We start from the raw sequence: 12,787 nt of genomic DNA, 5'->3' as shown, positions 1-12,787 counted from the left end.
GCGACTCGATCTCGACGCGGGCCTCGGTGAGTTCGTCGAGGTGCTGCAGGGAGAGGGCGACCACGCTGAAGCCCTGCTGGGGTGCGGCGGTGACCAGGCCCTGTTCGGACAGGCGGGTCAGGGCCTCGCGGACGACGGACTGGCTGACGGTGAAGCGCTGGGCGAGTTCGACCAGGCGCAGCCGCTGCCCGGGCTGCAGCCGTCCTTGGAAGATCTCCTCGCGGATCAGCGCGTGGACCGTGCCTGCTCGTGTCGCCTTTTCTCCCGCCATGGTCGCAGAGGGTAGCAGGAAGCGCTATGAGGAACAATTATCGTTAATACACCGCTTTACCCGAAATCGCGGGACGCCACTGCGCGCGCAGAGCGGGAGGACGATCAGCCCCCGCACGACCGGGCCCGGCCGCCCGCCACTCGGTCCACCGAGCCCACGGAGCCCATCGATCCGCCGGCCGCCGACAGGGCTGAATAAGGCAAGGGTTGCCTCACTTGGCTACGCTGCCGGTCCATGGAGTCACTGAGGACGGTGCTGGAGGCGGCGATCGCCGACGGCGGCGCCAGCCTGCCCAACGAGGACGAGAACGGTTCGACCACCCTGTCGCTCGAAGCGGTCATCGCCCTGTGGGCGGCGGTACGGGAGAGGGACCGGGCCGACGGCAGGGCCCCGCAGAGCCCCGAGTACCTGAAGGTCGCGGCAGAGCGCGGCAGTACGGTGCGGGCGGTCCTGCGGGTCGGCGGCCACCGGTACCGCGTCGATGTCGTCGGCCGCAGCGACGCCCTGTGCTTCGTGGCCGGCTGCCCCCGGACCTCGATCGGCGCCGCGCCGCTCCAGACCTGCAGCGACCACCTCGACCATCCCGAGCACGCCCCGGAAGCCGCCGCCCGGAACCCGGTCGAACTCACCGCGGACCGCACGCGCGCCTGGCGCGAACAGACCGACTTCGCCCACGAGCACCTGCGCGATCACCACGCCCTGCTCCGACGCTGGGAGGCCGTCGTCGACCAGCTGACGGACGAGGACCCGATCCGCTTCGACCTCCCCGATGCGTCCGACGGCCCCAGGTGACCCGGCCGCAGGTGACCCGACGGCGGTGCCCCGCCGCGGCCGACACCGTCCCGGAGCGCGGATCCCGGCATCCCTCACGGCGCATCGGTCACCCGGCCGACGGTGCTTCGGTCACAGGTGCACGAGCAGGTCGTGGAGGGGAGCGGGTACCCGCTCGGAGTCGAGGGCCTCGACCAGGAGACGGCCGTAACGGATCTTGCGGCCCTTCTTCGTACCGAGGAAGCGCCGCATCTGCTGCTGCGGGGGCCGGCCCTGCTGTGCGGGCTGGCGTACGAAGATCCGCCAGGCCTGGAGGTCGCCCTCGGTCCGGAGGACCTCCTCGATCCGCGCCACGCCCAGCGCGCGGATGAGTTCGTCCTCAAGGTCCACCGCGCACACGAAGAACCCTTCGCGCGGAGCGCGGGCCCGGTCGAGGCCCCGGTCGTAGAAGGGCTGCTCGCCCTGGTCGCACAGTCCGGCGAGGCGCAGGCCCAGCCCCGGCGGCCCGAGGAGGTCGGCGTAGCGGCCGATGTTCATCGCTCCGCCCATGGATATGACGCACACCCCTTCGGCGGGCAGGTCCCGGCCGTGGCGCACGGCCAGCGCCTCGACGGCCGCGAGGTCGCTCAGCCCTTCCAGCAGCACCGCGGTCCGTACGCGCAGCCGTAGGGCCAGTTCGCCCGCCGGCCCGCCGGGGCTGCCCGACGCCCAGTCGGTGACCGCATCCCGGAACGCTCGCATGTCCGCCATGGGGCGATCTTCCTCCTGCGCGGACCGGTGCGGCACCGATTTTGCGTCGGCCGCGCTCCGGGCGGCCCCGGGCGGCCCGCACCATCCGCAGGAGAGGCGTGATGTCCTTCTCGAACGTGAACTCGCGCAGCAGCGTCACGGCCAGCGGCGTCACGGACAGCGGCAGCACGGCCAGCGGCGGCGTTCACCGCGGAATCACCCAGGTCGGCGCCCAGGTCCCGGCGGCGTCGTGGCCGGCCGCCGTGGCGGCGAGGTGGGCGCGGAGGGTGGCCAGTGCCGGGTGGGGGTTGTCCCGGTGCCACAGGAGCGAGTGCGGGTAGACGGGCGTCGGGTCGGTCACCGGGATGCGGCGCAGACCGTGGCCGGCGGGCCAGACGAGGCGGGTCTGCCCGCCCATGAAGGTGGCCAGGGCCGGGGTGTCGGCGACGGTGTCGAGGAGGGCGTCGGATCCGAAGTTGGGGCCGGTCGCCTCGATGGTGAGGCCGAACTCGGCGACGAGGTCGTCGTAGTAGGCGGCCCACTCGGTGCCGGGGACGATGCCGGGCATCCAGATCCGGTGCCCGGCGAGCTCGGCGACGGTCACCGACCGGGCGCCCGCCAGTGCGTGGGCGGGGCCGGTGAGGAGCTGGAGCTCCTCGTCGAGCACCCGCACGGACTCGATGTCCTCGGGAAGGGGCCGGCCGGGCACCGCGACGGCGCGGAACGACGCGTCGACCGCACCGGACCGGATCGCGGCGACGGCCGTCTCGATCTCGAACAGCATCACCACGTCGAGGTCGATCTCGGGGTGCGCACGGTGGAAACCGCGCATCAGGCCCGACGCCGCGCCGCGCGAGGCGATCACGTCGACGCGCAGCGGGCGGCGGCCGGTGCGCACGGAGTCGACCGCACGCTCGGCGACCCGCAGCAGCTCGCGCGCGTGGGGCAGGAACGCCTGCCCGTCGATGGTGAGCTCGACGCCGCGCGCGGTACGGGTGAACAGCCGGACGCCGAGGCTGCGTTCCAGTGCGGCAATGCGCTTGGAGACGGCCTGCTGGCTGACCGCCAGCGCGGCGGCGGCCTCCTGGAACTGTCCCGCGTCGGCGGCGACGACGAACGTCCGGACGGTGTCGAGGTCCATGCCGACACCCTACGGGTACAACCACTGGTTGTGGCCAGGCTTCCCTGCGGTTGTTTGACCTGCAGGTACGGCGCTCGCTTTGATGCTCACGATCGCGGAACGGTTGTGCAGGTGAGTGACGGGAGGCCTCGGGCATGTCGGGCATGAGGAGCGGACACCGGCCGGAACAGCCGCTCGGACGACGCCTCGGACACCGACTGGGGCACCGATTGGGGCGGCGGCCCGGACAACGGCCCGGGCACCGGCTGGGGCGGCGGTTCGGGTGGCTCTGGGCGGCGTACGGGACCAGCGCACTCGGCACGTGGCTCGCCTTCGGCGCGCTCCCGCTGATCGCCGTCCGGGTGCTGCACGCCGGACCGGCCGAGGTCGCCGCGCTCGCCTCCGTGGGGGCTGCGGTGGGCGCGGCCGCGGCGGTGCCGCTCGGGCCGTGGGTGGAGTTCCGCCGCAAACGGCCGGTACTGATCGCGACGGACCTGCTGCGGTCCGCGGCGCTCCTGACGATCCCCGCCGCGTTCGCGTTCGGCGTGCTCACCTTCCTCCAGCTCCTGCTGGTCTCGGTCGTCGTCGCGGCGGCCGACATCACCTTCCGCGCCGCCTCGGGCGCGTACCTCAAGACGCTGCTGGCGGCCGAGGACCTGCTCGTCGCCAACGCCCGGTTCGAGTCCACGGCCTGGACGACCACGATCGTCGGTCCGCCGCTGGGCGGTGCGGCGATCATGCTCCTCGGCCCGGTGGCGACGGTGGCGGCCGACGCCGTCAGCTACCTGCTCTCGGCCCTGGGCATCCGTGCGACCGGCGGGCACGAGCCGCCGCCCGAGCCCCGGAAGGCCGCCCGCATGCGGGCCGGGGACCTCCTCGACGGCTGGCGGTACATCCTCGGTGACACCGCGCTGCGTCCGCTGTTCCTCAACACCGCGCTGTTCAACGGTCTGGTGATGGCCACCCAGCCGCTGCTGGCCGTCCTGATGCTCGGCCCGCTCGGGTTCGCACCGTGGCAGTACGGCCTCGCCTTCGCCGCGCCCTCGATCGGCGGGCTGCTCGGCTCGCGACTGGCCAGGCCGCTCGTCACCCGGTTCGGGCAGCACCGGGTCCTCGTCACCGCCGGGGCACTGCGCGCCCTGTGGCCCGTCGGCCTGGCCCTCCTGGGGCCCGGCACCTCGGGGCTGCTGCTGGTGATCGGCGTCGAGTTCGGGCTCATCCTCTGCTGCGGTGTCTTCAACCCCGTCCACGCCACCTACCGCCTCGAACGCACCGCGACCGACCGCGTCGCCCGCACGCTGACCGCCTGGGCGGTCACGACCAAGGCGTCCACCGCACTCCTGACGGCCCTCTGGGGCGTGCTGGGCAGCCTGCTCGGCCCGCGCACCGCCATCGGCCTGGCCGGCGTACTCCTGCTGGCGACCCCGCTGCTGCTCCCCCGCCGCCCGGTGGCACATCCCTCCGCACCGCAGGCGGCACCCGGCCACGCGTGACACACCGCCGTGCGCAACTCGATCGCCTCCGGCCCGACCTACACCGTCGCGGCGGGCAACCAGGGCGCGGACGCCTCGGAGCACTCGCCGGCCCGGGTGCCGACGGCCACCACCGTCGACCTCCCGATCGAGGAGGCCACCGCCGATTCACGGATCACCGTCACCGGCGTACCGGGCCGCGGCCCGGCCGATCTCGACATCGCGGTCGAGATCGTCCACCAGTACCCGGACGACCTGGTCGTCGACCTGGTCGCACCCGACGGATCGGTGCACCGGCTCAAGGGCGAGGAGTTCACCGGCGGATGGGACGCCGGCATCCACCGGATCTTCGGCATCGACACCTCCGCCGTGACGGCCGGCGGCACGTGGAAGCTGCGGGTGGCCGGCGGGTCGGAGTACTTCTCCGGCCACCTCGACAGCTGGGCCCTGCAGTTCTGACGCCGCGCAGCACCACCCGGGCGGCCGAGCCGTCCCCCGCCCCCGCCCCCGCCCCCGGCCCGGCCGTTGCCGGCGGTTCCGCAGCGCGGACGGGCTCCGGAGTTGGACCGAGCGGGTGGGACCAGGGGCCCGACGGTGTGGTGCCCGTGGCCGGCCGCGGTGGCCGCGGGAGGCTGGTCCTCCCGCGGCAGGCAGGAGCGAGCGTGTGGGTGGAGGCAGGACGGACGACGTCGGGGACCGGGCAGCCGAGGACGGCTCCGGCGCGCAGCCGGCCGGGGACGCCGGGGTGCTAGGGACCGCACTCGGCGTGGTGCTGGCGTTCTCCTTCGCCGAGGGCTCGTGGCAGTGGTTCTCCACATACCTCGGCATCACGCTCCTCGCGGTGGTCCTGTCCTTCGGCCGGGTGCCGGTGCGAACGCCGGGCGGACAGGCCGGTTACGGCCGGAGTCTGACGGCCTACTCGCTGGTGGTGGGCCTGTGCGTGGCGCTGGCGCTCGCCCCGGCCCTGCAGCGCTGGGACTGGCTGTTCCCCATGCCCGGCACCCGTCAGGAGTGCGGCCGGGCAGGCCGCTACGAGAGCCTGCACACGCAGGCCGCCCTCGGATCCCTCGCCGGCCAGGACGGCGAGGCGCTCGCCTACGCCCAGCACGAGGCCGGCCACCAGGCCGTCGCGGACTGTCTCGCCGCCACCACGCTCTGGCTCCCGGTCTACGCACTGGGCGCAGCCCTGCTGGCGGGCGCGGGGTCGTGGTTCTGGGCACGGACCCGGACCCCCGGCGCTGCGGGCCGTACCACCGGGTAGGTTCCGGTCCGGCCGGGGGGTCACCCACCGGGCCGACAGGCTCACCGTTCCGGGGCTCAGCCGTTCGGGTCGGAGGCGGTGGACAGTGGGCCCTGACGGCCCACGGCCCACGGCACCGGGGACGGGCCGGCCTCAGAAGTGGTCGACCCCTGACCAGCTGTACCACCGGCCGCCGATCTGTGTGTACTCGTCGCGGTGCCCGACAGGACCGCCCGGCGGGAAGTAGGCGAATCCGTGGTGGGCGAAGAGACCCGTTCCCGACACCGCGAACTTCACTCCTCCGTCGACCAGTTCGGTGTCCTGCACGTGGTAGGCGCCGATCCGGGTCGGAGCAGGGTCGACGGAGCCTGCCGCGAGTGCCCGCTCGGCGAAGGAGGTGAGCGCGGACCGGCCCATCGCGAACCGGGCCTCCTGCGGGACGTCGTTGCCGATCAGCAGCACGGCGGTGCCGACCATCAGCGGCGCCGCCGCCCAGCGCCACAGGCCGAGTTGCTGCCGCCCGCGTGTCCGTGCGGTCGGACGCACCACGGCCTGGGCCGCCTGCAGGGCGATCATCACCTGCCAGGCGGTCCACGCGAAGGGCAGCAGCACGAGTGTCGCCAGGCCGATCCCCAGCAGCCCGTAGTCCCGGCCCGGCACGCTGAAGCCCAGCACGAGCGCACCGCACGCCAGCAGGCAGCCCAGCAGCACGCTGTTGCCCGGCCGCGGGGGTCGCCGCACTCCCCTGGGTGCCGCGGACGGTGCAGCTTCCTCTGCCGGACCCTTTGCCGAACCCTCTGCCGGATCCTCGGCGGGCACCGCCGCGGCCGGAGCACCGACCGCGCCGAGCAGCACGTGCAGCAGCGGCACGAGTACCACGGCACCCGCCGCCAGCGGCAGCAGCAGCCCTGTCCCGGAATGCTCCGGCGTCGTCGCGATGCGAGCGACCACCACGGCCAGGAGGAGCGGACCCCAGTACCCGAAGCCGAGCAGCCGGCGGCCCACGGCGATCATCCGTTCAGCGCCTGGAGAAAGTGAGTTCGCCATCATGCCGAACTTCCTACCAGGAGCCGGTCCCCGGCCGGAATGCCTGTCGGGCGGAATGCCTGCCGGGCGGCATCCGCGGGCCGTCCGTCCTCGTCGTGCCGGCACCCGTCGGGGCCGCTGCGGCTATCCGGCGTCGTTCCCGGCCGTGACGCCCTCCGCCGGAGGAGCCGGCCGGGAAACCGGCCGGGGAACCGGCCGCGCCGACCGGTGCCCGTCGGCCAGCAGGAGGTACCCCTCGCCGTTGAGCGTGATCCCGGCGCGCTCCTCCGCGCTCAGCGCACGGCGGATCCTGGCCGGTACCCCGGCGACGAGGGAGCCGGGCGGCACCTCCATGCCCTGCGGCACCACGGCGCCGGCCGCGATCAGCGAACCGGCCCCGATCCGGGCCCCGTTGAGGACGGTGGCGTTCATGCCGACCAGGCAGTCGTCCTCGACCGCACAGCCGTGCAGCACGGCGTTGTGCCCGACCGAGATCCGCTCGCCGACCACCAGCGGGAAGCCCGGGTCCGCGTGGAGGGTGCAGTTGTCCTGGATGTTGCTGTCGGCGCCGACCGAAATCGACTCGGCGTCGCCGCGCAGCACCGCGCCGTACCAGATGCTCGCCCGGGCGCCCACCGTCACGGCCCCCACGACGACGGCGTTGGGTGCGACGAACGCCGTGGGGTCCACGGCGGGCACGCGGCCCCCGACTTCGGCGATGAACGGCTCCGCCATGATGCCTCCTCCTGCCGGACGACCGGCCGTCCGATGCCGGTCATGATCGCACCATGCCCTGCCCCGCCGCACGGACGAGGGTGGTCGCTGCACCGGCCCGGTTCCGGTGGCGGGCCGAACGGGCGTACGGCCACCGGCTGGGCCCGCGCACGGCGCCGCCCCCGGAGGACGGGTTCTCCGGGGGCGGCGCCGTGCGGTGCTGCGACAGGTACGGCTCAGTTGGTCTGCTGCGGCTGCGCGGCGGCCACCGGCCCGGCCGCGGGCTCCGTCCCCTGCTGGGCCGGAACGGACTGCCCGGGCGCGGGGGCCTGCTGGGCCGGAACGAACTGCACGGGCGCAGCGGCCTTGCTCCGTGCCGACAGCGAGCGGACGAAGTTGATGATCATCAGCACCGGCAGGATGAACGCCTTGAAGAAGATGATGTACTCACCGCCCTCGAAGATGAAGCCGAGGTAGACGCCGTAGCCGACGAAGCCGACACCGGCGAGGACGTTGAACACGCGCCACCCGGCGCTGAGGCCGCCGAAGTTGACGGCGCCGATGCCGACCATCGCGATGCCGCTGATGATGAGCAGCACGACGTACCAGGAGAAGAGCGGCTCGGCACTGAAGTCGAGATTCACAGATGATTCCTGTATGGAGAAAAGACGATCATTTGATGGGGACGACCGCGAACAGTAGCGGAACCCCGGCCTGGTGTCCTCCCCATATTCACCCGCCGCAGGAACGGGCCCGCAGACGGATCCCGGGGGGGAGGTGGAGGGGAAGAAGGGCGGCACCACGACGAAGGAGGATCCCGATGGCGGGTGGACGGATGCAGTTGACCTCGACGGTGCTGAACGCTGCGGAACCGGAGCGACTGGCCGGGTTCTACCGGCACCTGCTCGGATGGGAGACCGTCGTCGAGGAGCCCGGATGGGTGCGGATCGGACCGCCGGACGGCGGCACCGGACTCGCCTTCCAGTCCGAGGACGCCTACGTGCCCCCGGTGTGGCCCGCGACCCCCGGCGAGCAGCAGATGATGATGCACCTGGACATCGAGGTGGACGACCTGGACGCCGCCGAGCAGCGGGCGCGCGCGCTCGGGGCGACGGTGGCCCCGCACCAGCCGCAGCCCGACGTGCGGGTCGTGCTCGACCCGGCCGGGCATCCGTTCTGCTTCTGGGTACGCACCTGACGCCTCGGAGTCCGACCCGGGGGCCTGGTGACGGCCCGGCGAGCGACCGGCGAGCCACCGCCCGGCGCAGCCGTAACGCGGGCATCCGGGCAAGGCGGCATCCGGGCATCCGGGCGGCGGACGAACGGGCCTGCGGCAGTCACCCGGTGCGGGGCCAGCCGATGACCTGGTCGAGCTGAAGGCCGCGGAGGACGGCGCTGTCCAGCTTGATGCCGGTGGCGTCGGTCAGCCCGTGGGGCGGGGTGCCGGTGAGGACCTGACCGAGTTGCGCGCCGGTCAGGTCCGCCGCCCGGAGATCGGCACCGGTCAGGTCGCAGCCCGCGAAGGAGACTCCCCGCAGGGAGGCGGCTCTCAGGTCGGCCCCGCGAAGGTCGCACAGCTTGAAGTGGCAGCCGTCCAGGGTGGCGTGGCGCAGGTCGGCCCCGCGGAACGAGCACCGGGTGAACCACAGCTGCGGCAGGCGCACCGATACGAGATCACCGCCGTCGAACGACTCCCGCCGGAGAGCCGCATACCGGCGGCGGGACGCCAGGCGTTCCTTTGCCGTCATCGCTGTGACCATGGCCGACATCGTGTCAGCCCTGGGAGACGGTTGTCGTCGGCATATGCGGCACCGACCGCCCCTACGATCACCGCGCCCCTTGGAAACGATCATCTAGGATCGTGCGATGTTCGACGGAGAGCTGGTCAGGCTGCGGGCGCTGCGGCCCGAGGATGCGGAGCATCATCACCGGTGGCGCAACGATCCCGAGGTGGTGCGCTGGGCCGCCGCCGGCGACCCGTGCTTCGGGCCGGTCACGGCGGAGGCGATCGGGCTCGGCTTCGACACCATGCTGCGCCTGAACCCCCGGGAGTCGGCCGTGTTCACGGTGGAGGACCTGGAGAACGGGCGGGTCGTCGGCATGGCCGACTACCGGGACCTGGACCCGTACGCCGGCGTGGCCACGCTGGGAGTCACCATCGGCGAGGCCGAGTTCTGGGGCCTCGGCCACGGCAGTGAGGCGCTGCGGTTGCTCGTGGACCACCTGTTCGGCGCGTACGGCCTGAGCCGGCTGGAGTTGGACACCTGGAGCGGCAACGAGCGCGCCGTACGCGCCTTCACGAGGCTGGGTTTCCGCGAGGAGGGGCGCCGCCGGTCGGCCGTGCTGGTGGAGGGGACGCGCTACGACCGCGTGCTGTTCGGCATGCTCCGCGAGGAGTGGGCCGTCGCCGCCTGGCGGTGAGGCCCCTGGCCGGCCTGACCGACCAGGGGCCGGGGAGGCGACGACCGGGGGCTTCCGAAGGCCAGCAGCGGATCACCGCCCGCGGGCCCCGGTAGGTCCGCCCCGGGACAGTCCCACTGCCGCAGCGCCGACGGCACTGCAGCTCCCGATCGCGCGGGCAGCGGTGCCGTTCGCCGCACGCCGCACGCCGGTCAACGGGGCTGGACGGGCGCCTGTCCGGCGTCGTCGCCGCTCTGGTGGCCGCGGCGGGCATCACGGTCGAAGACGCCCAGGATCTCGCACGGTCCCCCGTCGGCTCCGATGGCGTGCGGCAGCATGGTGGGGAACTCGGCGGCCTGGTTGGTCTCGATCCGGAAGCGGCGGTTGCCCAGCAGCAGCGTTGCGGTGCCGGACAGGACGACGAGCCATTCACGGCCCGGGTGTGCACGCATGCGCGCGAGGTTGTCCGGCGGCGGGTCGGTGATGCGCTGGCGTACGACGGTCATGCCGGGCTGGGCCTTGATGGACCAGCGCATCTGCCCGCGGGCCGCGTCGATCATCGGGCTCGCGACGACGTCGTCCGTGGCCGTCTCGACCAGCTGGTCGAGCGAGGTGTCCAGCGCCCGGGCGAGGGTGACCAGTTGGTCGAGGGCGAGGCGGCGGTGGCCGGTCTCGATACGGCTGAGCGTGGACGGGCTGACGTTGGCGCGGGTGGCCAGCTCCTCCAGCGACCAGCCCTGCGCGACCCTCAGGGCGCGGATCCGTTTGCGTACCAGACTGTCCAGCTCGCCGTCATCTTGCGTCACAGGCAACATCGTATGCCCAGGATGCAAGGCTGGTCTGCGGCCGTCGCAGAGCCCGTGTCCGGGTTCCCCTCGCGCGGAGGAAGGGCGGAGGCCGTGAAGGACCGTGCCGGCGGGAGTGTTCGAAGGTCCTCGGCTCCGTTCCGTTCCCACCGTCGAAGGTGCTCCAAGGTGCTCCGAGGTGCGCCGATCCGGGGATCCGGGGATCCGCACAGGGTCGCGGTGACGCTCTCATCCCGTGCCGGCGGCGGCGGCCTGAGCGCGGCAGTGTTCCAGCCCGGCCCGCACCTCGGTCAGGTCCGGGCCGCCGTCGCGCACCAGCAGGTCCCCGGCCGCGACCATGGCCGTCCAGAACTCGGCGGGCGAACCCCGCCCGTTCCGGAACCGGGTTCTCGCGAAGAACAGGAAGATCTTCGTGAGCTCCCCGCTGCGGAACCACCCGAGCAGGCTGCCGGGATAACCGCCGCGGGCGCCGGCCGCGGTCTCCAGCAGATCACGGATGCGCTCGCCGCGACCGTCCAGCACCCGGTCCACCACGAACAGGTGACCGCACGAGAGAAGGACCGCCACAAGGTCCTCCTCCCCTGCCGCGAACTGCTCGAAAAGGGGCCGGGCCTCCAGGAGCCGGGCCTCGGCGTCCGTCCGGGACACTCCCAGGGCCAGGCACACGGCCAGCACGGAGGCGCCCCACGCGCCGCTCCGCGCGGCCAGAACGGCGAACACCTCCTCCGCGTCCTGCCCGGAGGCCAGCAGCGCGCGGGCCTCCGCAACCAGCGGGTCCTCGCCCTCACCACGATTCATGGCCAGAGGCTACGACGTCCCCTCGCCCCGGCAGCCGGGGCGAGGGGACGTCGCCCGGTGAGGAGCCGGGGCGGTGGCCCGGGGTGTGGTGGCCCGGGGTGTGGTGGGCCGCTCAGCCGAAGTCGGGGATGGGGTGGTCCGGGGCGAGGGCGGCGGCGATCCGCTGGGTGAGTTCCTGGGCGGTGTGGCCGTCAGGAGTGCCGGGGCCCTGGGTCGTCGACACCGCGACGGCGAGGCGCTCGCACGGGAGGTAGGCCTGGGAGGCGGAGTAGCCGAAGAACAGGGGGTGCTGCACGACCCAGTCGCCGAGGACGAGCAGACCCATGCCGTAGTGGGTGGCTTCGGTGTTCGGGAGGCAGACCGTTTCCGGGCAGGTGTCGGTCGCCCGGCCCAGGCCGACCGTCCCCGGGTTCAGCAGTTCCTGGTAGGCGGACGGGGAGAGCAGTTCGCCCGAACCGATGCCGGAGGCCGAGTCGGCCAGGTCGCAGATGTCGGTGGTCTGCACCGCGCCGGGTGCGGTGGTCCACGAGGGGTTCCAGAAGGTGGACTCCTCGTACGTCCCGCGGTCGGCGGTGAAGGCGTGCAGGACGGGTGTCGGGATGTCGGGCGTGAAGCTGTTGCGGGTCTCGTCCAGTCCGAGCGGGCCCATGATCTTCTGCTGGAGCAGGACGTCCAGCCGGGTGCCGGTGATCTTCTCCAGAGCGGCACCGAGGAGGACGAAGTTGGCGTGCGAGTAGCTCCAGTTGGTACCCGGCTCGTACCAGAACGGCCTGCCGGTCGAGATGGCCACCAGTTCCCCGGCCGTCCACCGGCGGAACGGGTCCGCGTAGACGGCGTCGGAGAAACCGGGGCTGGTGACGTAGTCGACGAGTCCGGAGGTGGAGGCGGCGAGCATGCGCAGGGTGATCCGGTCGCCCTGCGGGAGGTCGGGCAGCCAGCGCTCGACGGTGTCGTCGAGGCCGACCTTGCCCTCGTCGACCAGCCGCAGGAGCGCCGTGCCCATGTAGCTGATCGCCACGTTGCCGTTCCGGAAGTGCATGGCGGGTTCGGCCGGCACCCCCGTCATCGACTCGCCGAGCGCCGCGGTGACGACCTCGCGGCCGTCGAGGGTGACCCGCAGGATCACGGACTTGAGGTCCAGTTCCGCCTTGGTCTGCTCGGCGATCCGCAGGATGTCGACGGCCGGACCGCCGGCGGGCGGCCGGGAACTGACGCAGGGACGACGGGGGCCGCCGTCGCCCGCCGCACCGCCCGCGGCCGTGACCGGGGTGCCGAGGGCGATGAGAGCGGTGACCGCGACGAGGCGCAGCAGTGAGGTCGAGCGGGTGGATCTCATGCCCGCAGTATCGGCCGGGTGTGCACGGACACCGCGGCGGCGGCCACCGACCCGCACCGACAATCACCCGTCAGGCCCGCACGGACACCCGGGACGGCCTTCGG

At 73.0% G+C, this 12,787-nt stretch carries 16 protein-coding genes; 6 read left to right on the top strand and 10 right to left on the bottom strand.

The features are described from left to right. On the bottom strand, nucleotides 1-271 hold a 271-nt coding region (locus tag SNE206_RS24285), incomplete at its 3' end, for a GntR family transcriptional regulator (protein ID WP_407915613.1). A gap of 234 nt (nucleotides 272-505) precedes the next feature. Here SNE206_RS24285 and SNE206_RS24280 point away from each other — a divergent pair. Then, nucleotides 506-1,063: a hypothetical protein gene (locus tag SNE206_RS24280; RefSeq protein WP_407915612.1), complete on the top strand. Its 558-nt coding sequence runs from the start codon at nucleotides 506-508 to the stop codon at nucleotides 1,061-1,063. Between the two features lie 111 nt (nucleotides 1,064-1,174). Here SNE206_RS24280 and SNE206_RS24275 read toward each other — a convergent pair whose 3' ends face one another. After that, a complete protein-coding gene (locus SNE206_RS24275) occupies nucleotides 1,175-1,792 on the bottom strand; it encodes a TOPRIM nucleotidyl transferase/hydrolase domain-containing protein (protein ID WP_407915611.1) in 618 nt (205 codons plus the stop codon). A 184-nt stretch (nucleotides 1,793-1,976) separates the two neighbouring features. Further along, on the bottom strand, nucleotides 1,977-2,912 hold the full coding sequence (locus tag SNE206_RS24270; protein WP_407915610.1) for a LysR family transcriptional regulator: 936 nt from the start codon (nucleotides 2,910-2,912) through the stop codon (nucleotides 1,977-1,979). A 143-nt stretch (nucleotides 2,913-3,055) separates the two neighbouring features. On the opposite strand from SNE206_RS24270, the gene SNE206_RS24265 reads away from it, so the two are divergent. The 3 genes from SNE206_RS24265 to SNE206_RS24255 all read left to right on the top strand — a co-directional run bounded on the left by SNE206_RS24265 (nucleotide 3,056) and on the right by SNE206_RS24255 (nucleotide 5,624). Then, nucleotides 3,056-4,384 (top strand): MFS transporter, encoded by a 1,329-nt coding sequence (locus SNE206_RS24265; RefSeq protein WP_407915617.1) that lies wholly within the window; start codon nucleotides 3,056-3,058, stop codon nucleotides 4,382-4,384. Between the two features lie 9 nt (nucleotides 4,385-4,393). Further along, nucleotides 4,394-4,822: a proprotein convertase P-domain-containing protein gene (locus tag SNE206_RS24260; protein ID WP_407915609.1), complete on the top strand. Its 429-nt coding sequence runs from the start codon at nucleotides 4,394-4,396 to the stop codon at nucleotides 4,820-4,822. 286 nt (nucleotides 4,823-5,108) lie between these two features. Further along, on the top strand, nucleotides 5,109-5,624 hold the full coding sequence (locus SNE206_RS24255; protein ID WP_407915608.1) for a hypothetical protein: 516 nt from the start codon (nucleotides 5,109-5,111) through the stop codon (nucleotides 5,622-5,624). Nucleotides 5,625-5,756: 132 nt separating this feature from the next. Here SNE206_RS24255 and SNE206_RS24250 read toward each other — a convergent pair whose 3' ends face one another. From SNE206_RS24250 to SNE206_RS24240, 3 genes are all read right to left on the bottom strand, one after another. Further along, entirely contained in the window at nucleotides 5,757-6,617 is an 861-nt protein-coding gene (locus SNE206_RS24250) for a hypothetical protein (protein WP_407915607.1), read from the bottom strand. Nucleotides 6,618-6,773: 156 nt separating this feature from the next. Continuing rightward, nucleotides 6,774-7,364 carry a gamma carbonic anhydrase family protein gene (locus tag SNE206_RS24245; RefSeq protein ID WP_407915606.1) on the bottom strand — a complete coding sequence of 197 codons (591 nt, stop codon included), beginning with the start codon at nucleotides 7,362-7,364 and terminating at the stop codon, nucleotides 6,774-6,776. 215 nt (nucleotides 7,365-7,579) lie between these two features. Continuing rightward, nucleotides 7,580-7,987 carry a hypothetical protein gene (locus tag SNE206_RS24240; protein WP_407915605.1) on the bottom strand — a complete coding sequence of 136 codons (408 nt, stop codon included), beginning with the start codon at nucleotides 7,985-7,987 and terminating at the stop codon, nucleotides 7,580-7,582. A 176-nt stretch (nucleotides 7,988-8,163) separates the two neighbouring features. Here SNE206_RS24240 and SNE206_RS24235 point away from each other — a divergent pair, with 176 nt between their 5' ends. After that, complete coding sequence (locus tag SNE206_RS24235; protein ID WP_407915604.1) at nucleotides 8,164-8,541, top strand: VOC family protein; 378 nt, start codon at nucleotides 8,164-8,166, stop codon at nucleotides 8,539-8,541. 139 nt (nucleotides 8,542-8,680) lie between these two features. Here SNE206_RS24235 and SNE206_RS24230 read toward each other — a convergent pair whose 3' ends face one another. Then, a complete protein-coding gene (locus tag SNE206_RS24230; protein ID WP_407915603.1) occupies nucleotides 8,681-9,091 on the bottom strand; it encodes a pentapeptide repeat-containing protein in 411 nt (136 codons plus the stop codon). 118 nt (nucleotides 9,092-9,209) lie between these two features. Between SNE206_RS24230 and SNE206_RS24225 the strand changes: the two genes are divergently transcribed. Beyond that, nucleotides 9,210-9,764, top strand: a complete 555-nt coding sequence (locus SNE206_RS24225; RefSeq protein ID WP_407915602.1) for a GNAT family N-acetyltransferase — start codon at nucleotides 9,210-9,212, stop codon at nucleotides 9,762-9,764. A 191-nt stretch (nucleotides 9,765-9,955) separates the two neighbouring features. Here SNE206_RS24225 and SNE206_RS24220 read toward each other — a convergent pair whose 3' ends face one another. The 3 genes from SNE206_RS24220 to SNE206_RS24210 form a co-directional block, all read right to left on the bottom strand. Beyond that, a complete protein-coding gene (locus tag SNE206_RS24220; protein WP_407915601.1) occupies nucleotides 9,956-10,558 on the bottom strand; it encodes a helix-turn-helix domain-containing protein in 603 nt (200 codons plus the stop codon). Between the two features lie 219 nt (nucleotides 10,559-10,777). Then, nucleotides 10,778-11,347, bottom strand: a complete 570-nt coding sequence (locus SNE206_RS24215) for a hypothetical protein (protein ID WP_407915600.1) — start codon at nucleotides 11,345-11,347, stop codon at nucleotides 10,778-10,780. Nucleotides 11,348-11,459: 112 nt separating this feature from the next. After that, nucleotides 11,460-12,683, bottom strand: a complete 1,224-nt coding sequence (locus SNE206_RS24210; RefSeq protein WP_407915599.1) for a serine hydrolase domain-containing protein — start codon at nucleotides 12,681-12,683, stop codon at nucleotides 11,460-11,462. Nucleotides 12,684-12,787: the final 104 nt, after the last annotated feature.

The sequence above is a fragment of the Kitasatospora sp. NE20-6 genome (assembly GCF_045862635.1).
The sequence above is the reverse complement of the archived record's forward strand: the minus strand, read 5'-3'. Positions and strand labels throughout refer to the sequence as shown.

Excerpts from the sequence above, each read along its gene's own strand:
- SNE206_RS24280 (WP_407915612.1), top strand. The coding sequence starts at position 506 with ATGGAGTCACTGAGGACGGTGCTGGAGGCGGCGATCGCCGACGGCGGC.
- SNE206_RS24275 (WP_407915611.1), bottom strand. The coding sequence starts at position 1,792 with ATGGCGGACATGCGAGCGTTCCGGGATGCGGTCACCGACTGGGCGTCG.
- SNE206_RS24270 (WP_407915610.1), bottom strand. The coding sequence starts at position 2,912 with ATGGACCTCGACACCGTCCGGACGTTCGTCGTCGCCGCCGACGCGGGA.
- SNE206_RS24265 (WP_407915617.1), top strand. The coding sequence starts at position 3,056 with ATGAGGAGCGGACACCGGCCGGAACAGCCGCTCGGACGACGCCTCGGA.
- SNE206_RS24250 (WP_407915607.1), bottom strand. The coding sequence starts at position 6,617 with ATGATCGCCGTGGGCCGCCGGCTGCTCGGCTTCGGGTACTGGGGTCCG.
- SNE206_RS24245 (WP_407915606.1), bottom strand. The coding sequence starts at position 7,364 with ATGGCGGAGCCGTTCATCGCCGAAGTCGGGGGCCGCGTGCCCGCCGTG.
- SNE206_RS24235 (WP_407915604.1), top strand. The coding sequence starts at position 8,164 with ATGGCGGGTGGACGGATGCAGTTGACCTCGACGGTGCTGAACGCTGCG.
- SNE206_RS24230 (WP_407915603.1), bottom strand. The coding sequence starts at position 9,091 with ATGACGGCAAAGGAACGCCTGGCGTCCCGCCGCCGGTATGCGGCTCTC.
- SNE206_RS24225 (WP_407915602.1), top strand. The coding sequence starts at position 9,210 with ATGTTCGACGGAGAGCTGGTCAGGCTGCGGGCGCTGCGGCCCGAGGAT.
- SNE206_RS24220 (WP_407915601.1), bottom strand. The coding sequence starts at position 10,558 with ATGTTGCCTGTGACGCAAGATGACGGCGAGCTGGACAGTCTGGTACGC.
- SNE206_RS24215 (WP_407915600.1), bottom strand. The coding sequence starts at position 11,347 with ATGAATCGTGGTGAGGGCGAGGACCCGCTGGTTGCGGAGGCCCGCGCG.
- SNE206_RS24210 (WP_407915599.1), bottom strand. The coding sequence starts at position 12,683 with ATGAGATCCACCCGCTCGACCTCACTGCTGCGCCTCGTCGCGGTCACC.